5 protein-coding genes are annotated in these 22,238 nt (G+C 46.5%); all 5 read left to right on the plus strand.

The genetic code is table 11. The features are described 5' to 3' along the window. The first annotated feature begins 17 nt into the window (after nt 1-17). Genes NZD81_RS19365 through NZD81_RS19385 form a run of 5 tightly spaced genes read left to right on the plus strand, consistent with a single transcriptional unit; the run spans nt 18 to nt 22,198 of the window. The gene (locus tag NZD81_RS19365; protein ID WP_289861068.1) at nt 18-2,687 is read left to right on the plus strand and encodes a non-ribosomal peptide synthetase; all 2,670 of its coding nucleotides are present in this window, start codon (nt 18-20) and stop codon (nt 2,685-2,687) included. Continuing rightward, nucleotides 2,680-7,203: a type I polyketide synthase gene (locus NZD81_RS19370; protein ID WP_289861069.1), complete on the plus strand. Its 4,524-nt coding sequence runs from the start codon at nt 2,680-2,682 to the stop codon at nt 7,201-7,203. The genes NZD81_RS19365 and NZD81_RS19370 overlap by 8 nt, the downstream gene beginning before the upstream one ends. A gap of 17 nt (nt 7,204-7,220) precedes the next feature. After that, nucleotides 7,221-14,774: a type I polyketide synthase gene (locus NZD81_RS19375; RefSeq protein WP_289861071.1), complete on the plus strand. Its 7,554-nt coding sequence runs from the start codon at nt 7,221-7,223 to the stop codon at nt 14,772-14,774. A 1-nt stretch (nt 14,775) separates the two neighbouring features. Continuing rightward, complete coding sequence (locus NZD81_RS19380) at nt 14,776-21,204, plus strand: type I polyketide synthase (RefSeq protein WP_289861072.1); 6,429 nt, start codon at nt 14,776-14,778, stop codon at nt 21,202-21,204. Then, complete coding sequence (locus NZD81_RS19385; protein WP_136654982.1) at nt 21,197-22,198, plus strand: phosphotransferase enzyme family protein; 1,002 nt, start codon at nt 21,197-21,199, stop codon at nt 22,196-22,198. The genes NZD81_RS19380 and NZD81_RS19385 overlap by 8 nt, the downstream gene beginning before the upstream one ends. Nucleotides 22,199-22,238: the final 40 nt, after the last annotated feature.

A 22,238-nucleotide genomic window follows, 5' to 3' on the forward strand; every position in this document is an offset into this window, starting at 1 on the left:
GAAATAGGTGAATAACAATGAACCAAACCGATGTCTTTCAATTGAAAACCGTAGCTCTTGAAAAAGTGAAGGAGCGGCAATATTGGACTTCTGTATTAACTCAAATCCCGTCGGACTGCCGTTTTCCTTATGATTCACAGCTTCTTGATCAAAACGATGAAGAAGCTTCAATACCTTTTTCATTCCCGGCTCAGCTGGAAAAGGCCATCTTAAAGGCATCCGGAGCTTCAGATTTGCGTATATTTATGATTTTGATGACTGCGGCAGTCACATTGCTGCACAGGTACGATGGAAGAACGGATATCATGGCGTCGGCCCCTGTGTTGAGACAGCGGGAAACACAGCCGGTGATCAATGATCTTCTTCCGCTGCTGGTGAAAATCAATCCTTCTATGAGTTTCAGAGACTGTCTAGAGCATGTGAAACAAGCTTTTCAAGAAGTGTATGCCCATCAAAATTTTCCTGTGAAAATCCTATTGGATGAGCTTCATCCTTTGCATAAAAAAGGGGAGCCCCGCTTCGGCATTTCCCTTGCTGTGAATGATCTTCAGCAGCCGGTGTCATTGAAAGCGCTGGACACGAATCTATTTTTCTCCATTCAGTGTGATGAAGGGAGATTGACTGGAAAGCTGAGCTGGAATTTGAAGCATTACACATTCGATACTGCTGAACGGATAGCCGGCCATTTTTGCATGCTGGCAGATCAGGCTTTGTCGGCGCCTGAGACTCTGGTCTCTGAGCTGCAGTTACTTTCTCATGAGGAGAGAGAGAGAGTCATCACGACATTTAATCACACAAATCAACCATACCCGAAGGAAAAATCGATTGTCGATCTCTTCAAAGAACAGGCAGCTCTCAAACTTGATCAGCCTGCAATCGTGTATGAAGATGTCAGCTTCACATACGGTGAGGCTGATGAATTGTCAGATCGGATTGCAGCTTTTTTGACAAAAGAAGGCGTTTGTCATGAGGAGCCTGTGGGGCTGATGGTTCATCGCTCGGCAGAAATGGTTATCGGCATATTAGGCATATTGAAAGCAGGTTGTCCTTATTTGCCGATAGATGTAAATATGCCGTCCGAACGGATGGATTATATGCTGACAAACAGCGGGGCGCGGTTTGTGATCACGAACAAGGGTCATGGCACTTCTGCTGAGAATCAAAAAAGCTTATGTATAGAGGAAATGATGAAATTTGAAGGGGCGGCGGAGCATGGGCGCCTGCCGTCTCCTGAAAATCTCGCTTATGTGCTGTATACATCAGGGACAACAGGAAAACCGAAAGGCGTGATGGTGGAGCATCGTCAAGTCATCAATTTAGTATATGGCATAGACAGCCTTCATTTTCAGCCATTTTCACACGAGCACCTCCGTATCGGCATGCTTGCTTCACATATTTTTGACGCATCCGTGCAAACGATATTTCCGGCAGTGCTTCTTGGACACACCTTATATATTGCGCCAGATCATGCAAGGATGGATGGAAAGCAGCTGTGGTCTTTTTATGAGGAGAACCGCATTCATATTTCAGATGCGACACCCTCTCATTTGCGCCTCATGATCAAAGCCGCTGAGAAAGAGCCGCATCACGTTGACGAATTGAAGTTAATAATGGCTGGCGGCGAAATGCTGCCGCCCCAATTGGTTCAGCAATATTTACAAACGTTTCGTGCGGGTAAGCCGGTGATGACAAATAATTACGGTCCGACGGAATGCGCTGTACAATCAGCGGCTTTTACCATACCTGATTCTTGGAATGAACCCGTCGTACCGATTGGCAGGCCGATGCCGAATGAACAGATTTATATTTTGGATCATTGCGGACAGCCTGTGCCCATCGGCGTATACGGAGAACTGTGCATTGCCGGAGACGGGGTGGCAAGAGGATATATCCGTCAGCCAGAGCTGACGGCAGAAAAATTTACAGAACCGCAGCATATTCCTGCCGGCAAGCTTTATCATACCGGTGACTTGGCGAGATGGCGTAGTGACGGCTTCATCGAATTTTTTGGCAGGTATGATGATCAAGTAAAAATAAGAGGATTCAGAATAGAGCTTGATGAGATTAGAAAAGCCTTGCTTGATTACCGGGAGCCGGGACAAATCGTTCATGATGCGGTGATTATTCCAGTTCAAAAGGAATCAGATGATCCGTTTCTTGTGGCGTATCTCATTTCCGATCAAAAACTGAAAGCTCGAAAAATGAGAGGGTTTTTAGGAGAAAAGCTGCCGGGTTATATGATTCCGAGACGATTCATCCGCGTGGACTCATTTCCAATGAACCTGTCAGGGAAGCTTGATCTCAAGGCACTCCCAGACCCCTTTGAAGAGCCTGAATCTGACGAGCAGGTCATAAAACCGCACAATGAAACTGAAAAAAAGCTGGTTTCCATTTTTGCCGGCATTCTGAATATACCTGAATCTGATATCAGCATGGAAGATAACTTCTTTGATATCGGCGGAAACTCATTTCATATCGTAGAACTATCGAACAAATTGAAAGAGCAGTTTGGACAAGAGCTGTCTGTTGTTCAGCTGTTTCAGTATACATCTGTTTCGGCAATAGCTGCCCAGCTCAGCCGGCAAGCGGAGTCTGAGGGTTGTCAGGCAAATGCAGAAAGTGAGGAAGAGGCAGCGGAAGATTTAGAAAATGTCGCACAACTGTTAGGCGGGATTTCTGATGAGTAAAACAACAGGCTTAGAAATAGCGGTTATCGGAATGGCTTGCCGTTTCCCCGGAGCCAAAAATATTGAAGAGTTTTGGGAGAATATGAAAACGGGCACGGAATCCATCACATTTTTCTCAAAAGAAGAGCTTATGGAAGCCGGTGTGCCTAAAGAACAGCTCGATCATGAGAATTATGTCAGAGCCAAAGGAAAAGTAGACCGGCATGACCACTTTGACGCGGCGTTTTTCGGCTACTCACAGCGAGAAGCTGAGGTAATGGACCCGCAAGTGCGCATGTTTCATGAAGTTGCGTGGGAATCTCTTGAAAACGCCGGCTACAATCCCGAAACCTATTCACAGCCTATCGGCTTATTCGGCGCTGCGTCTGCGAATTTGTACTGGCAGGCAAGTTCAATGCTGCTGAGAAATAGCAGTTCTTCTGAACAGTTTGCTGCTGTTCAGTTGACGGACAAGGATTTTATGAATACACAAGTTTCTTATAAATTAAATTTGAAAGGGCCGAGTATCGCGGTGGATACAGCCTGTTCATCTTCTCTGACGGCGGTGCATCTCGCGTCCAGAGCTTTGCTTACCGGCGACTGCAAAATGGCGCTGGCCGGAGGTGTAACGGTGACTTGCCCCCACAAAAAGGGCTATATGTATCAAGAAGGAATGATTATGTCGCCGGACGGCCGCTGCCGCGCATTTGACGCGGAAGCCAATGGGACAGTCGGGGGAGAGGGCTGCGGTGTTGTAGTGCTGAAGACCTTAAAGCAGGCGCTGAAGGATCAAGATCATATTTACGCTGTCATTAAAGGTTCCGCATATAACAATGACGGCAGCCGTAAAGTCGGTTACACCGCGCCAAGTATCGAAGGGCAGGCCGATGTCATTAGAAAAGCGCTGAACATCAGCCGTGTAGAGCCCGAAAGTATTTCTTATGTCGAAGCGCACGGCACGGGCACCTCGTTAGGAGACCCGGTTGAAATAGAGGCGCTAACACAAGCGTTTCAAACTGAAAAGAAGCAATACTGCGCAATCGGCTCTGTTAAAACAAATATCGGTCATTTGGATTCCGCCGCGGGTATTGCGGGGTTTATTAAAACGGCGCTGAGTCTCAAAGCGAGAACTCTGCCGCCAAGCCTTCATTACAAAAAGCCTAATCCTAAAATTGATTTTGAAAACAGTCCTTTTTATGTCAGCACATCAGCAAAGCAATGGACAGTAGCTGACCGGGTGTTTCGAGCGGGCGTCAGTTCCTTTGGGATCGGCGGCACGAATGTTCATGTTGTGATGGAAGAGCCGCCGATGAAGGAAAGACGTCATCAAGAGGATTATGAAGACTGCCTTATGCTTATTTCTGCCCGTTCTGAAAAAGCGGCAAAGAAGGCCGCGGATCAGGTCAAGCGATTTATAAAAGAGAATGAAGAGGTGCCGCTCCAAGACGTTTCATACACACTGCAAGAGGGCCGCAGGCATTTTCAGTATCGTCAGGCGTTTACGGCTGGCCCTTTAGGGATAACAAGCGATATGGCAAGTACTTCAAAAGCGCTGGAGAAGCCGGCCGTTGTCTTTATGTTTTCCGGCCAAGGCTCTCAATACGTCAATATGGGGAAACAATTGTATGAACAAGAACCCATATTCCAGGAGGAGCTGCACCGCTGTTTTGACATTCTGCAAGCTGAGGAAGGACTCAATATTAGAAGCATTATGTTTCCGAATAATGAGGCAGAAAGCGAGGAAGCTGAACAGCTTATCCATGAAACCTCGTATACGCAGCCTATTTTATTTTCTTTTGAATATGCGCTGGCGTCCTTCTTAATCAAAAAGGGGTTAAAACCGCAATACATGATTGGCCACAGCATAGGGGAATTAACGGCAGCCTGTCTGTCAGGCATTTGTTCATTGGAAGACGCTCTTCATATGGTTGTGATGAGAGGCCGATTGATGCAGGAAATGCCGGAGGGAGAAATGTTGAGCGTCAGACTGCCCGGCGTAGAGACAGAAATGGAATTGACAGAAGGGGTTGAGCTATCGGCTTCAAACAGCTCTGATTTATCGGTTGTATCAGGCCTTATGGAGCCAATCAATACTTTTGCCGCGCGCCTTCAGTCGAAAGGAGTGGCCATTCAGCACTTAAAAACGTCCCATGCGTTTCATTCAAGCATGATGAAGCCGGCAGCATCTCTTTTTGCTGATATTCTGCAAGAGATAGAATTCCAAGCACCAGACCTTCCGTTTATTTCAAATGTGACAGGCGATTGGATACAAGCAGAGCAGGCCGTAGATCCGAAATACTGGGCTTCGCAAATCACGGAAAAGGTTGATTTTCATTCAGGGCTGAGCACGCTTTTACAAATGAGTAATGTTGTATTTGTTGAGATCGGGCCAGGGAACACGTTGACGCAGTTTGTGAGAAAACATGAGGGTTTTATGGCGGAGCAACATGCTGCGGTTAATATCATCAGGCATCCAAAGGAAGTATCGTCTGATCGTGTCTATCTGTTAAACCGCATCGGCAGGCTTTGGACGCATGGTGTAAACATGAACTGGGAGGACTTTCGCCAGGGGGGCTCATATGAAAGGGTCCCGCTTCCGACTTATCCTTTTGAGCATCAAGTATTTCCCGATCCGCAACCAGCTCAGGGCGGCATGGAAGAAAAGATCAAAAACGAATTGAAATTAAACATTGCCTCCAGTGAAGAACAGCTTCCTTTTGATAAGTGGTTTTCCGTCCCGCATTGGGAACGAATGGAACCAGCCAATGAGACATTCACTCATCAAGGAAAAAGGATACTTGTCTTTGAAGAAAACAATAATGTCAGCCAATATCTCCTAAAGCAGCAAGCGGAAGCCGTGTCTGTCCTGCCAGGTGATTGCTTTGCGGAAATGGACAAAAACACGTTTACGGTAAACCATCGGGATACGGCCCACTTTCGGAAGCTGCTGGATGAACTGAATGCAAGGGGGTTTATCCCTGATGAAATCATCTGGATGCGGCTGCAAGACTGTGATTGTTGTGATGGAGATCTTGCAGAGCGCGCAATAGCCGGTTATCTTCCCCTCCTTGATCTTGTCCGTTTACTTGGAACAGAGAGCAACAAAAGATTCAGCATGACCGTAGTGACCAATCAAGCTCACGATGTGACGGGAATGGAGGAGCTTCAGCCTCATCAGGCTGCGCTGACCGGAGTCTGTTTAACCATTCCGCAAGAGTATCAGCAGATCAGCTGTAAAGCTGTTGATCTTTGTCCGGACCCGCGGCACGGTCAATCAAACTGGCCTGAAATGATTTCTTATGAACTTAAAAAAGAGGATGATCAGCCTATTGTGGCTTATCGCGGAAACAGCAGATGGATTCGGCAGGCGAAGCAGCCGGGCAAGCAAGATGAGATTGATATGACCGGCAATCTCAGGCATCAAGGAGTTTATATCATTACAGGCGGCCTTGGCGGGATCGGATTATCTCTTGCATCTCATTTAGCTGAAACAGTTCAAGCAAAGCTTGTGCTGCTAAGCCGGACAGGACTGCCCGATAAACTAAGAGCAAATGACGATGCAATCAAAAAACTCAAAGCTGTTGAAGAGCTCGAGAAGGCTGGAGCCGAGGTGTTGGTATTACAGGCGGATATTTCAGATGAGGCAGAGCTTCAAAAAGCCTTGCAAACGGCAGAATCTCGTTTTGGACAAGCCATTCACGGCGTTATTCATGCAGCGGGCATTCCTGATGGCAAAGTGATTCACGCAAGGACACCAGACGATGAGAGGCAGATGGCGAAAGCCAAAATAACAGGAACCGCTCTGTTAAGAAAAGCGCTTAAAAACAAACAGCCGGACTTCTTCTTCATTTGTTCCTCTCTTGTTTCATTTTTAGGAGCGGGAGGCCAAGTCGGCTACGCTGCATCAAACGCATTCTTGGACAGCTATGCTCACGCATGCCGAAAAGAAGGCGAAAACATGGTGTCGGTTAACTGGGACCGTTGGGAACAAGTAGGGATGGCATATGAATCAGAAACGGCAGCCATTCTTTCGAAGATAGCGGACAAGGGAGAGCAACAAGGAATCCTGCCGGCTCAAGGTGCGAAAGCATTTATGAGAGCTTTGCAGCTGCGCTACCCGCAAGTCCTGATTTCGCTGCAGGACGTGAACAAACGAATAAAAGACAGCTATGTGAAAGAAGACAGACAAACCGCTGCGCATGTGCTGACAAAAGACCGCTTGGATACACTTGAAGAAAGGTTAATGAATATTTTTAAGGATTATTTTCATGCTGAGACAGATGTAAATATGAATTTCTTTGAATTAGGAGCCTCTTCACTTGATCTGCTTCAGGTGAGCGGGAGAATCAAAAACGAGCTCGATGTGGATATCCCGGTTGTGATGATGTATGCCCACCCAACGGTTGCAGCATTAACCGAAGCCGTCAAAGCACAGCAAAGCGGTGATGACTTACACATAAAAGGAATAGAGCCAGATCGCCAAAAAGCCATAAATGAAGGGAAAAACCGGCGAAAACAGCGAATGAGACGAAAATAGATGGGAGGCTGATTTCCATGGCTGACGAGAAACAATGGACAGAAACAGGACTGGAAATAGCGGTCGTCGGTATGGCGGGCAAGTTTCCAGGCGCGGCAAATATTGATGAGTATTGGAGCAACATTTCAAAAGGAATAGAATCGGTCACTCAATTTACCGATGAAGAATTAAAAGAAGCCGGGGTTGATGAGACGCTGCTTGGTCAAGAGGCATATGTAAAAGCAAAGCCGATTATTGATGACGTTTCTGACTTCGACGCGGCGTTTTTCGGCTATTCACCGAGAGAAGCTGCCTTGATGGATCCGCAAATCAGGCTTATGCATGAATGCACCTGGGAAGCGCTGGAGCATGCGGGCTGTGACGCTGAACGGTTTAACGGGCTGATCGGGCTGTATGCTGGTGCTTCCAGCAATTTGTCTTGGATGGGCCGTCATATGTCTTCTCTTCATAAGAATGAAGACGCATTTCAAATCATGCATTTAAATGATTCATCGTTTGCATCACGAATCGCTTATAAACTTAATTTGAAAGGGCCGAGTGTATCAGTTCAAACTGCTTGCTCGACTTCTCTTGTCGCGATACATATGGCGTGCCAGGGCTTAATTGGGGGAGAATGTGACCTTGCATTAGCCGGAGGTGTTACCCTGAGCCTGCCGCATATATCTGGGTACCTTTATCAGGAAGGAATGATCTATTCAGCAGATGGTCATTGCCGTCCGTTTGACGAAAAGGCGAACGGAACCATTTTTGGTGAAGGAGCCGGAGTGGTGGCGTTAAAGCGATTGAAAGACGCACAAGCTGACGGTGATGTGATTTATGCGGTCATCAAGGGATCTGCAATAAATAATGATGGAAACAATAAGGCAGGGTATACGGCTCCCAGTGCTGAAGGCCAGGCGAATGTCATTGCCACAGCTATGGAGATGGCGGAAACGGAACCGGAAACCATTGGTTATGTTGAGGCTCACGGGACGGGAACGCCTGTTGGAGATCCGATTGAAATTGAGGCGCTGACCCGTGCTTTCAATACAGATAAAAAAGCATATTGCCGCATTGGTTCTGTCAAAGCGAATATCGGGCATTTGGACGCCGCTTCGGGGGTAGCGGGATTTATAAAAACCGTTATGATGCTCCATCATAAAATGCTGCCTCCCGCTTTTCACTATCAAAAATCGAATCCGCGCATCAAGTTTGAGAACACGCCGTTTTTTGTCAATACAGAGCTGGCTGAATGGGAATCTCAGCAAGGGCCGAGAAGAGCCGGCGTGAGCGCCTTTGGAATCGGAGGCGCGAATGCTCACGTTGTCCTTGAAGAGCCCCCATCTCATACTGATGAAATGCCAGTCGGCGGTCCTGAGCTTGTTGTTCTTTCTGCGAGAACAAGGCAGGAGCTTATCCGTTCAATGGATCAATTGGCTGATTTTCTTCGCCGCAACCCTGAAGCACCGCTGCCAGCCATAGCCCGTACGCTACAGCTTGGCAGAAAACAATTCCAGTACAGAATCTCCTTTGTAGCTTCACATCAAAAGGATCTGCTTGATCAGCTTTCTGATCATCGGAGTAAAAAACAAATCAGAGAATCGGCGGTTGTTCCAAGCAGCACCATGTTTGTATTTGCGGGAGACGTTCAAGAGGGCTTTGGCCGATATACGCAGCTGTACCGCACGGAAAGCCTGTTCAAAAAAGAAGTCGATGCTTGTCTTGAAAAGGTGCAAAATGCGTTTCAGCAGGATGTACTTAGCTTCTTTAAAGCATGTATTTCTGCTCCAGAAACGTACCAGGAAGAGGAAAACCTGGGATTGGTCCATTTGTTGTCGTTCATCATGGAATACGCCGCAGTCCGTTTCTTACAGCACACCGGCATAACACCAGACCGCTTTATCGGGCGGGGGTTCGGGGAGTTTACGGCGGCCTGTGCGGCAGGAATGTTTTCCTTTGAAGAAGGGGCCGCAGCCGCATATAAACGCGGAGAGTTAATCAGCATGTCGCCGGCAGGAAAAATGCTCGGTGTCAGCCTGTCAGAGCCGGATATCGTTCAATACTTAGAGAAATCATTATCCCTTGCGCTGATTGATGAGCGGTATTGTGCCGTCTCCGGTTTGCCGGAGGATGTGTATCAGCTGAAGGAGCGGCTTGAACAAGAAGGGATAGCTGCTGAGTTACTTGATGGGGATATTGCGTATCAATCGGATCTGCTGGCTGACGCAGCGCAAGAATTCATGCACTTCCTTGGCACGCTGGACATGAAGTCACCAGACATTCCAGTCGTTTCATCTGTCACTGGAAAAGTGATAACAGATGACGGAGCAGCGGATGCCAGTTATTGGGCCGGCCAAATCTGCAAGCCGATACGGTTTTTTGAACACATCTCGTCTTGTTTGCGGGAGGAACCTGCTATTTGCATAGACCTGCGTTTGAATCAGGGGGCATCAGTATTTACAGAGCGCCAATCAATTGGCATGACAGGTGAACTCGGCACACAAGGACACAGAGACGTTTTAAAGTTACATATATACGGAGCGTTGTGGAGTCTCGGGTCTGAGGTTGATTTCAGTATCCTGCATGAACCTCAGCTTAATAAAAGGTTAGCTCTGCCGACTTACCCTTTTACAAAGCAGCATTTCCCGTTGCCTGACAGCTTGGCACCGGCTGAACTTGAAAAAGATGAGCCTCACCAGCCGGCAGAACCGCTTCGTGCAATGCCGTTATCTGCTATTGAAAAGACAGTCAGAGAAATTGTCATTAAGCATTTTGGATTCAATGAGCTTAACGATGATGCACCGTTTTTTGAGCTGGGGGCTACGTCGCTTGATATCTCTCAATTAGCGGCAAAAGTAACAGATCAGTTGAATTGGAAGGTGGAACCAGTTCTGCTTTATCAATTTGCCGCAGTTCGCAGCCTGGCGAAGCATCTTCATCAACAGGTTCAAACGAAGGCCGGACAGCCGGAAATGATGCAGCATCAAAAGGTGTCGCAAAGCCGTCCGAACGGCCAGGGAACTGATATCGCGATTATCGGTATGGCAGGGCGTTTTCCTGGAGCCGGCAATTTGGATGAGTTTTGGAATAATCTCGTAAACGGCAAAGAATCTATCAGCTTCTTTACGGATGAAGAACTAAAAGCGTCAGGCATTGATGATCAGCTCTTGAAGCATCCTGATTATGTAAAAGCGAAGGGGATTATTAAGGACTCTGATATGTTTGATGCAGATTTTTTCCAATATTCCTCAAGAGAAGCGGAATTGATGGATCCGCAATTCAGGCTTTTACATGAATGTGCCTGGGAGGCCTTAGAAGATGCGGGCTGCGACCCGGAGCGGACAACAGGGAAAATCGGCGTCTACACTGGGACAAGTCCAAACCTCGAGTGGATTACACGTTTCGCAGGGAAATTGGATGGGACTGAACAGTTCAGCTCCATGCTGTTAAATGACAGAGAATTTTTCAGTACCCAGCTTGCTTATAAATTAAACCTGCACGGGCCAAGCATCACAATGCAAACAGCCTGCTCTACTTCTTTAGTCAACATTGGAGCGGCATGTCAAGCGCTGCAAAACGGAGCATGTGACGCGGCGCTTGCTGGAGGCGTAACTGTCAGCACCCCTTTAAGGTCAGGCTATGTTTATCAGGATGGCATGATTCAATCACCTGATGGGCATTGTCGTCCATTTGATGAGGACGCAGGCGGTACCGTTTTTGGCGATGGCGCGGGGATTGTCGTTTTAAAAAGATATGAGGACGCCGTTAAAGAAGGGCACTCCATTTATGCGGTCATAAAAGGGGTCGGAATGAATAATGACGGAAGCCGAAAAGTCGGTTTTACCGCTCCGAGTGTAGAAGGCCAGGCCGAAGTGTTAAAACATGCATACGAAAATGCAGGGATTGATCCGAACACCGTAGGGTATATCGAAGCTCACGGAACCGGTACAAAAATGGGCGATCCAATCGAAATGGAAGCGCTGAACCAGGTTTTTAAAAGTGACAGGCCAATGTCAATTCCAATTGGGTCAGTGAAAAGCAATGTCGGACATTTAAACAGCGCTGCCGGGATTGCCGGACTCTTTAAGGCCGTTTTATCGCTAAAACATAAAACCATTTTGCCAAGCTTGAATTACACAACACCTAATCCGCATATTCATTTTGACCAGACGCCATTTTATGTCAATACCGAAGCGACATACTGGAAGGAATCCGCTGATCCAAGGCGGGCGGGTGTCAGCTCCTTCGGAATAGGCGGCACCAATGCGCACATTGTGCTGGAAGAAGAGCGGGAATCAGGCAGAGAAGCTGACGAGAGTCAGCGGCATTTGCTAGTTCTGTCAGCAAAAACAGACACAGCCTTAGAGCGGATGACAATTCGATTGAAGGAGTTTCTTCGAACGCATCCGAACGTTCCGTTAGAGGATGTGGCATACACCTTACAAGTCGGCAGAAAACAATTTTCATACCGAAAATCGGTCGTGCTGTCAAAATCAACGGAATGGGAAAGCGGTGCAGAGCTCACAGCCTATCAAAAACACAGCGGGCGCCCGACTGCTTTTATGTTCTCAGGGCAAGGCTCTCAGTATATCGATATGATGAAAGATTTATATGAAGCTGAACCGGTATTTCAGAGTGAAGCGGACCGCTGTTTTGCCTTCGTGCAGAGGTCACATCAAATTGATTTGAAGGCGATCGTCTTCCCCGAATCAAATGATGGGGCGAAGCTGACAGAGACCGCTGTTGTACAGCCGCTGCTGTTCATCTTTGAATACGCGCTCGCAAAGCTGCTGCAAAGTGCAGGCATCTCACCAGATTACATGATTGGGCACAGCATTGGTGAATACACTGCTGCATGCCTGTCAGGCGTGTTTTCATTAGAGGCGGCTTTAACGCTCGTAATGGAGCGGGGAAGGCTGATGCAGCAGCTGGAATCTGGGGCAATGATCAGTGTTCAGCTATCAGAGAAAGAGCTGGAGCCGCTGCTTACGGACAGTTTGTCACTTGCGGCTGTTAATGCTCATGACTTATGCGTAGTATCCGGAAAAAGCGAAGACATTGAGACGTTTGCGGTTCTCCTTGAAGAAAAGGGCATTGCAGGCAGCCGGCTGCATACTTCTCACGCCTTTCATTCTTATATGATGGAGCCCATTCTTGAGGAATTTGCCGCGATTGTAAAGCAACAGGATATGAACACCCCTCGGATTCCATTTGTTTCGAATGTAACGGGAACATGGATAACACCGGAACAAGCAGCAGACCCGGCTTATTGGTCTCAGCACTTAAGAGGCACAGTCCGCTTCCATGAAGGATTGGAACAGATTTTGAGTGATGACAACGTTCTGTTAATAGAAGTCGGGCCGGGCAGCACATTAAGCACATTTGCCAGAAGGCACAAGAAGAGATCTAGCCAGCATGACATTGTCAACCTCGTCAGACATGTTCAGGAACCAGCGCATGATCATTCCTATTTCTTAAAGAAATTAGGCCAGCTTTGGGTCTGCGGATGTGAAATTGACTGGAGGCAGTATGGCGGTGGTAAGCCTAAGCGTCTGATATCGCTTCCGCCTTATCCTTTTGAGAAAAAACGCTATTGGATAGAAGCGGCTGACAATGCGGCTGCTTTCACCGCAGTTGATGCCTGGAATAAAAAGAAACCGATGGATCAATGGTTCTATCTGCCGTCATGGGAAAGGAAAATCCAGTCCGCTGACAGCCGAAAGAAAGAGCAGCCAGCTGAAAGCGGAAAAACACTTGTTTTCCATGAAGGAACAGCCTTTGGAGATCGGCTTGTGCAAGCGATGCGCCGTCAAGGACATGAGACCGTAATTGTCACGAGAGACCGGCAATTCAAAAAAATAAACAGCGGATTGTATGTCATTAATCCATCTGATGGAACACATTATGAGCGTTTATTTTCTTCGCTTGCTTCAGACGGGCTTCTTCCAAACTGTGTGATGCATCTGTGGAGCGTTTCGGAGCAAGAGGAATCCTATAAAACGTTCAGCACGTACAGTGAAAACGGCTATTATAGTTTGATTTTTACTGCACAGGCGGCATCTAATCAAAAACAAATGAACGAATGTAACATGTTTGTGCTGACAAGCGGGATTCATGAGGTGACTGGAGAAGAACGAATCAATCCTGAAAAATCGACCATTTTGGGGCCGTTGAAAGTCATCCCGCAGGAATATAACCATTTGAAATGCTGGAACATCGACATTCCTCCTTTACCGGATACATTGACATGGAAAGAAGAGGAGTTGATTGACCAAATCATGATGGAAACTGATGCTGCGGGTGAGGATCAAATAATCGCATACCGAAACCGCCGCCGATGGGTGCAGATGTATCAGCCTGTTCAGTTAAATAAAGCGTCCGGCTTGCCGAATATGATCCGCCCGAAAGGGGTTTATCTTATTACGGGTGGGCTTGGCGGAATCGGATTTGTGTTATCAAAGCTGCTTGCACAAGAAGGAAACGTCCGTCTGATTCTGACAGGAAGAAGTGAACTTCCACAGCGCAGCCAGTGGGAAAGCTGGTGCGAGAAGCATGAGGACGATGATCCGACTTCGGTGAAAATCCTGAAAATAAAAGAATTGGAACGGTTAGGCGCAAAGGTGACAGCTCTTCAGGCAGATGCGGGAAGCCTGTCGGATATGCAGGTTGTTATGAGAAAAATTCATACTGAGTTTGGAGAGCTAAACGGTGTCTTTCACGCTGCCGGACTTCCGGGGAGCTCGTCTTTCAGGGCGATTACAGATATACCTGTAACGATTGAAGGCGGAGAAGACCAGTTCCAGTCTAAAGTCAGAGGATTGAAAGTGCTTGAATCTCTATTAGAAAACGAAAATATAGATTTTTGTTTCTTATTTTCATCGATTAGTGCTTTGCTCGGAGGTCTCGGTTTCTCAGCGTACTCCGCAGCGAATATTTATATGGATGCTTTTGCGGCGAGGGTGAATCAGCGCAGCAAGACGCCTTGGGTTTGCGTGAATTGGGATGCATGGAACTTCTGGGGCCAGCTTGAATCAACTATCGGAGAATCTATTGCTGAACTTGCCATTTTGCCTGAAGAAGGAGCAGCTCTATTTCAATATGTGCTGTCAGATATCAACAATCGCCATTTATTAGTTTCAACGGGTGATTTGGGACACAGAATGAAGCAATGGATATCCATGAATGCCGATAGCATAGCGAAAGAGGAGAAAAAGGCAGGCGCCTTACACACTAGGCCGGAATTGAATAATCCGTATGTCGCTCCCCGCAACAAAACAGAGCAGATCATATGCGGCATTTGGCAAGATTTCATGGGCCTGGAGCAAGTCGGCATACATGATAACTTTTTTGATTTGGGAGCCAGCTCGTTAGATATTGTACAAGTGACAAACCGTTTAAATAAAGAATTGGGAACCAATGAGGCTGTGGTGACTTTATTCACATACCCATCTGTAGCTGCTTTAGCGCAATTTATCAGTCCAGATCAAGAGGAAAGTGAAGAGGAGAAGGAAGAAATGGCGGCTGTATCCAAGGGCCGGAGAAAAACGCGGATACGTAATCAGCGAGATAAAAGATTGAGAGGCGGCGAATAGGATGAGTAATTCTCATTATGCGAATCATGGAGCTGAAATTGCGGTAATCGGCATGGCAGGCCGATTTCCGGGAGCAAAAAACGTGCAGGAGTTTTGGAGCAATTTAAAAAATGCGAAAGAAACGATTTCTTTTTTCACTGATGAGGAGCTGAGAGAAGAGGGCGTTAATGAAGAGCTGCTGAATGATCCGCGATTTGTCAAAGCAAAAGGAATTGTGGAGGATGTAGATCTGTTTGATGCCGGCTTCTTTGATTATACGCCGAAGGAAGCTGCCATGATGGATCCGCAGTTCCGTATCTTTCATGAATGCGTGTGGACTGCCTTGGAAGATGCCGGCTACGATCCTTTCACTTACAAAGGGCAGATCGGCCTTTATACCGGAGCGGGCCTCAATGCAGAATGGGTGCTGAGGGCTCTTCAGGGAGCAAAGACCGGAGAAGACTCAAAGACGCTGGAAACAGCGGTTTTGAATATGAGAGATTACATGGCAACACTTATTTCTTATAAGCTTAACCTGAAAGGGCCGAGCATGATGGTGCAGACCGCTTGCTCAACCTCGATGGTCTCTATTCACCTTGCTGCTCAGGCTTTGTTAAATGGGGACTGCCATATGGCGGTTGCAGGCGGAGTCTCTATCCGCCTCCCGCAAAAGTCCGGGTATCTCTACCAAGAAGGTATGATCCATTCTCCGGACGGACATTGCCGCGTCTTTGATGATGAGGCGGCAGGCACAGTATTTGGAGACGGAGCGGGAGCGGTCATTTTGAAAACGCTAGAAGATGCTGAAGCAGACGGAGACCATATTTATGCTGTTATAAAAGGTACTGCAATCAATAATGACGGCAGCAGAAAGGTTGGATATACAGCGCCGAGCACCAAAGGCCAGGTAACCGCGATCAAAACAGCCCTGCACATGGCCGAGGTGGAGCCTGAAACCATTACCTATGTCGAGGCTCACGGAACAGGGACGACACTCGGTGATCCGATAGAAATTGAAGCATTAAAACAAGCTTACCAAACAGACCGTCGCGGCTACTGCAGAATTGGTTCTGTCAAATCCAACATCGGTCATTTAAATGATGCGTCTGGTGTAGCTGGATTTATGAAAGCAGTTCTAAGCTTAAAGCATAAAGTGATTCCGCCGACTCTGAATTTCGAAAAGCCAAACGCCAAAATCGATTTTGAGCAATCACCATTTGTCGTCAATACGGAACTCACCCCTTGGGAAGAAAGTGAATTTCCGCGCAGAGCGGGCGTTAGCTCATTTGGCATTGGGGGAACAAATGCCCATGTCATATTAGAGGAAGCGCCGGCGCAGCACAAGGCAGCGGAAAGACATGACGCTGAACTCTTATTGCTGTCAGCCAAAACACCGGCCGCTTTAAACAGCATGACAGAACGGCTGTCAAACTATTTTGTGCAAAATCCGCAGACCGATTTTGCAGCCGCGGCATATACCCTCAAAGCAGGGCGCCATTCATTTCCATATAAAAAAGCGATTGTGGCAGCGGATGTGCCTGAGTTTCTTCAGGCTATTCATGAAAATGACTATGAGTCTGTTAAAACCGGCAGTTCTCAATCTGCAAGCCGGCCCGTTGTCTTTCTTTTTCCGGGACAGGGGGCGCAGTATGTTGATATGGCTAAAGGGCTTTACGATACTGTACCGATTTTCAAGAAGGAGCTCGACGCCTGTTTTGACATATTAAAAAATCATATGGACATAGATCCGCGCACGGTGGTTTTCTCTGACAATCAAAAGCATGACGCGAATCTGATTAACCAAACTGAATATACACAGCCCCTTTTGTTCTGTATCGAATATGCACTTGCAAAAATGCTGATCCACTGGGGAATTAAGCCGAAAGCAATGGCGGGACACAGCATCGGTGAGTATACGGCTGCAGCCATTTCAGGTGTGCTCTCATTGGAAGATGCTCTTGACATCGTCAGCTATCGAGGGGCAGCGCTCCAAAATCTGCCGTCCGGTTCTATGCTTAGCGTTTCCTTAAGCGAAGCAGACATTAAACCGTATATAGACGGAACCATTTCAATCGCTGCCGTGAATGCATCGGATTCATGTGTTGTATCAGGAGAATCAAGTGCGATTGATGCATTGGAAAGGAAGCTGAACGCCGAAGGGCACAGTTGCAGAAAGCTTCATACATCACATGCCTTCCATTCGTATATGATGGAACCGGTTTTAGAAAGCATGAAACAAAAGCTCTCAGCCTATCAATTTAAAAAACAAAAGATCCCGTTTGTCTCAAATGTAACCGGAGACTGGATCACTGACGAGGAAGCTAAAGACCCGGCATATTGGACTGATCATTTGCGGGGAACCGTCAGATTTATGAACTGCGCAAAACGCTTAAAAGAAGAACTGGATCCAATTTTTATAGAGGTCGGCCCTGGAAATGCGCTGCGTTCGTTTGTCAGCAAATTGTATCAGGCAGAGGACAAGCAGCATATTGCAATCCAGCTGATGAGGCATCCAAAGGAGACGGCTTCTGATTACCGTTATTTGCTGAGCAGGCTGGGTGATATGTGGCTCCACGGGGTGCCGGTCGATTGGACAGCCTTTTATGACCAGGACCAATGCCAGCTTATTCCGCTTCCAACATATCCTTTTGAAAGAGAAAGATACTGGATTGGCCGGACAAATGAACAGCAGGGAACACCGGCGGCAGAACATTTTCAGCTTTTAGTGCCTGAGCAAGCAAATGACGGGCAGACAGCTGATGCAGAAGCAGATATTCAATTTAATGAGACAGAGACGGTCTTGGCTGCTATGTGGAAAGACATTCTCGGAGTCAAACATGTCACATTAGATACCCATTTCTTTGAAACAGGCGGGCATTCATTAAACGCCACTGGTCTGATTTCCCGCATTCATAAGGAATTTGGAGCGGAGCTGACGTTAAGCGATGTATTCCAGCACCCGACAATCCGTGCGCTTGCCGCGCTTATTGATCGCTCTGACCGACAACAATATACATCCATCCTGCCTTCAGAGAAAAAAGACGTATACAGGCTGTCAGCTGCACAGCGGAGAACGTATTTGATTCATCAAAGAATCGGGCAAGTCACCACATATAACATGCCGATGGCTCTTTTATGCTTCGGGAAAATTGATGCCGTCCGCTTCGAGGACACATTCAAAAAGCTGATTGAAAGGCATGAAACACTGCGTACAACGTTTGAAATTAAGGATGGAGAACCTGTGCAGCGAATCCATCAAAACTTTGAATTTTCGATTGAACAAACCGAAGCGAAAATGGATGAGCTTGATGACGAAATCAGTTCATTTATACGGCCGTTTGATCTTAAGGTTTCTCCATTAATTCGGGTGAAATTCGTCAAAATCGAGGAAGAAAAACATGCGTTGCTTGTTGATATGCATAATATTGTGGCGGACGGCGCCTCAATGAATATTTTTATAAAAGAATTCACCCAATTATATAGAGGGGAACAGCTCCCAGAAAACATCATTCAGTATAAAGATTATGCGGAGTGGCAGCAGACATTTTTTAATAGTGATATGTTTAAACGCCAAAAAGAGTATTGGCTGAAGCAGCTTGAGGGTGAAGTGCCTGTGCTGAATATGCCTCTTGATTACGAACGAAAAGAACAAAGCTTTTTAGGCAGGGCGATCAAGTTTACAATCCCGCCGCGCGTTTTAGAAAAGCTTGAGAAAATCGGAGAGGCGCAGCAGCTGACAAACAATGTCATGCTGTTTCAGCTCTATGCCATGCTTTTGTCCAGTTATACAAAACAGCAAGAGCTGATGATTGGGTCATTGGTGGCAGGCCGGCGTCATGCGGATATTGAGAATACGATCGGTATGTTTACAAACTTTTTGCCGATCAAAATTCATTTGAATCCTGAAGAGTCGTTTGTCGGCAACCTTCAGCACACAAAACAAACTCTGCTTGAAGCTTATGACCATCAGGATTATCCATACGATCAAATGGCAGAAGCGCTGCAGCCGGTGATCAAGCCGAACCGCAACCCTTTCTTTGACACCATGCTGATCTATCATAATGAGTATGACCCGAATATAAAAATAGAGGCTGGCGGATTAACATTTGAAACATACGAATTCGCAAAGGGCATTTCAAAGCTTGATATGAAAATGGACGTCGTGAAGGAAGTGACGGGAGAGCTTAAATGTGTGCTTCAATACAACCGGTCGCTTTTCACTCATGAATCCATGCAGGCATTTGTTTCTCATTTTATCTCTCTTGCTGAAAAAGCTGCAGAAGAGCCTGAAAAATGCATTAAGGACATTCCGGTGCTGAGCCAAAAAGAGCAGGAAGAGGCCGAGCGGAAAAGGGAGAGAGAGTCAAACCGAGTCATCTCGTGCCCATTAACCATTTGTTCCAATTTTACAGCTGATCCGATTGTGCCTTACCTAAAATGGTGGGGCGAACAGTTTGATATCAATTTAGATATAAAGCTGTCTCCTTACGGCCAGGTGTTTCAAGAATTGCTTAATGAAGAAAGCTTGCTGTCAAGGCAAAAAAACGGTGCCAACCTGCTGTTGATTCGCCTTGAGGATATGGCGGGGGATGCGGGTCTTTCTTTGGAAGAAAGAATAGCTCACGTTCAATATAATTCAGATGAACTGCTCGCCATCATGAAACAAAAGAAAAAGGAAGTGCCTTATTTCATTGGATTGCTGCCGCTGGAAAATGTGAAAGAGCAGGAGCTCCGGGACATTCTTGTGCAATGCCAGCAGAATTGGATCGCGCAGCTTGCTAAAGAAACGGATGTACATTTGATTGATCTTCGCCAGCTGCATCAAACATACCAGCTTGATGCCATATTTGACCCGCACAGTGAAAGAGCGGCAAGAATACCGTTTACTGAAGAATTTTACGCGGCGATGGGAACACGGGTGGCGCGTGAGTTGACGGCATGGCTCAAACCGCCATTTAAAGCGGCCGCCATCGATTGTGACGGCACTTTGTGGAGCGGTACCGTGTCTGAAGCTGGGGCGGAAGGAGTCATTATTACTCCTGCCCATCGAGCGCTGCAGCAATTTTTAAAGAAAAAACAAGAAGAGGGTCTGCTCCTTGTGCTTTCAAGCAGGAATAATGAAGAAGACGTCTGGAATGTGTTTGAACGTCATCCAGATATGATTTTAAAGAAAGAGGACTTTGTCCTGTCACGCATTAATTGGGATGAGAAAGCCAGAAACATGAAAGAAATGGCCGACGAGCTGAACATTTCAGTGGACCGGTTCATATTCTTAGATGATGATCCGGCTCAATGCCTTGAAATGAACGAACGCCTGCCAGAGGTTCTGACCTTGCTTCTGCCGTCAGATATAGATTCTATTCCAATGTTCTTAGAACATGTCTGGGCATTTGACAGGTTCAGGGTGACAGAAGCTGATCAAAAGCGCACGGAACGATACTTGGCAGCACAAGAAAGAAAAATAGATTTGAATACGTCCCGTTCTCTTGAAGAGTTTCTTTCCGGTTTACACCTGCGTATAGCCTTGACTGAGATGACAGAAGAGCATTTGCCGCGAGTTGCTCAAATGAGTGCGAGAATTAATCAGTTCAATATGAATCCGTCAGTCTATCGTGAGGAGCAGCTTGCCCAGCGGCTCAATACGGACGGCCATATCGGCTGGGTCGTTGAAGCGGCGGACAGATTCAGTGATGAAGGCATCGTCGGTGCAATCATGGGAATCCAAAAAGAAGATTCATTAAAGATAGATACTTTTCTGCTCAGCTGCCGCGCACTAGGCAAAGGAATTGAACATAAGGTGCTATCCGGCCTTGCTTCATATGCAAGGGATAAACAGCTTGCGACGTTGTCGTTGAAGTATAAAAAATCAGGGAAAAACCGGGCTTTTTCTGAGTTTTTGGCTGAGCATCGTTTTATGGAAGAGGCTGACCCGTTAAATACGGTTTATCACATATCCGTCAATGAGGTAGAGGATCAAAGCGGCCATATCGAATGGGTGTCCTCGTTAGAGCCAGCGCCTCGCAAAAAGGCGAAAGCAATTGCCGATGGCGTATTGCAATCCGCTTTAATGGAAAACACAAACGCTCATTGGGAAGTGCTGCATGCTGAGAAATCCTTGCATTCTCCATATTTAATGGCCTTAGATACCAATCAGCCGGAGCATTTGCGTGCTCTGTTAGTAAAGGAACATTTAGGAGCCGAAACAGAAGATAGCGGACCGGAGACAGAACAGCAAAAAATCCTCTCGGATATCTGGAAGCAAATTCTCCACTTGGATTTTGTAGGAATTGACAACGATTTCTTTGATTTGGGAGGAAATTCGCTGCTCGCTGTCAAAATGGAAGTAGAGATGGAAAAGAAAGGCTGGTATGTTGATGATTTGAATCTTGCGAAAAAACACACGATAAGGGAATTATCTAAATATATGAAGAGGGAGAATCAGCATGCATAAAGATATTAAAGCAATATTTGATGAAGAAAAGGTTTTGGCAGAAGCTGCCGTTATATATGGATTTACTAGAGATCAAGTGCAGTTTTTAGCGGATGCGGAAAACTATGTGTATGAGTTTGCTAAAGACAATGAATCCTATATTTTAAAGATTACACACACGATTCGCCGGTCGCCGGATTATATTATGGGAGAGATGGAATGGCTCCATCATCTTGCTGAAGGCGGTCTTTCAGTGGCCAAACCAATCCCGTCGTTAAACGGTAAGGATGTTGAGGAAGTGCCGGACGGAAAGGGCGGAGCATTTTTATTGAGAGTGTATGAAAAGGCGCCGGGCCATAAAGTAGACGAATCTGATTGGAACGAAACCCTATTTTTCGAGCTTGGCAGATACACAGGGAAGATGCACAGCCTGACAAAAAGCTATAAACTGAGCAATCCTACATTTAAAAGACAGGAGTGGGATGAAGAAGAGCAGTTGAAGCTCAGAAAATATGTTCCTGAAGATCAGACAAAGGTTTTTCAGCAGGCGGACGATTTAATGAATGAGTTGCGCCAGCTGCCAAAAAACCGTGACAGCTACGGCCTTGTTCACGCAGATCTTCATCATGGTAATTTTAACTGGGATCATGGGAAAATCACTACATTTGATTTTGATGATATCGGATACAACTGGTTTGTGAATGATATCAGCATTCTTCTCTACAATGTACTATGGTATCCGGTTGTTCCTTATGAAAATAAAGCAGCCTTTACAGAAGAATTCATGACGCATTTTATGAAAGGGTACAGGGAGGAAAATGAAATTGACGCCGAATGGCTCAAGAAAATTCCAGATTTCCTTCGCCTGCGCCATATGCTGATTTATGGATTGCTCCATCAAATGTTTGATCTGGATCAAATAGGAGAAGAAGAAAAAGAAATGCTGAAAGGATTCAGAAACGATATCGAAAATCAAACACCGATAACCGAATTTGACTTTTCGAAGTTAGCTTAAGAGAATTGCGCCGGTCCCTTTTGGGGCGGCGCTCCTTAAT

Source organism: Bacillus sp. B.PNR1, from assembly GCF_030386235.1.
GTDB lineage: Bacteria > Bacillota > Bacilli > Bacillales > Bacillaceae > Bacillus > Bacillus stercoris.

What these genes read in the sequence shown, in the direction of transcription:
- NZD81_RS19365 (WP_289861068.1), top strand. Translation starts at nt 18, where the DNA reads ATGAACCAAACCGATGTCTTTCAATTGAAAACCGTAGCTCTTGAAAAA.
- NZD81_RS19370 (WP_289861069.1), top strand. Translation starts at nt 2,680, where the DNA reads ATGAGTAAAACAACAGGCTTAGAAATAGCGGTTATCGGAATGGCTTGC.
- NZD81_RS19375 (WP_289861071.1), top strand. Translation starts at nt 7,221, where the DNA reads ATGGCTGACGAGAAACAATGGACAGAAACAGGACTGGAAATAGCGGTC.
- NZD81_RS19380 (WP_289861072.1), top strand. Translation starts at nt 14,776, where the DNA reads ATGAGTAATTCTCATTATGCGAATCATGGAGCTGAAATTGCGGTAATC.
- NZD81_RS19385 (WP_136654982.1), top strand. Translation starts at nt 21,197, where the DNA reads ATGCATAAAGATATTAAAGCAATATTTGATGAAGAAAAGGTTTTGGCA.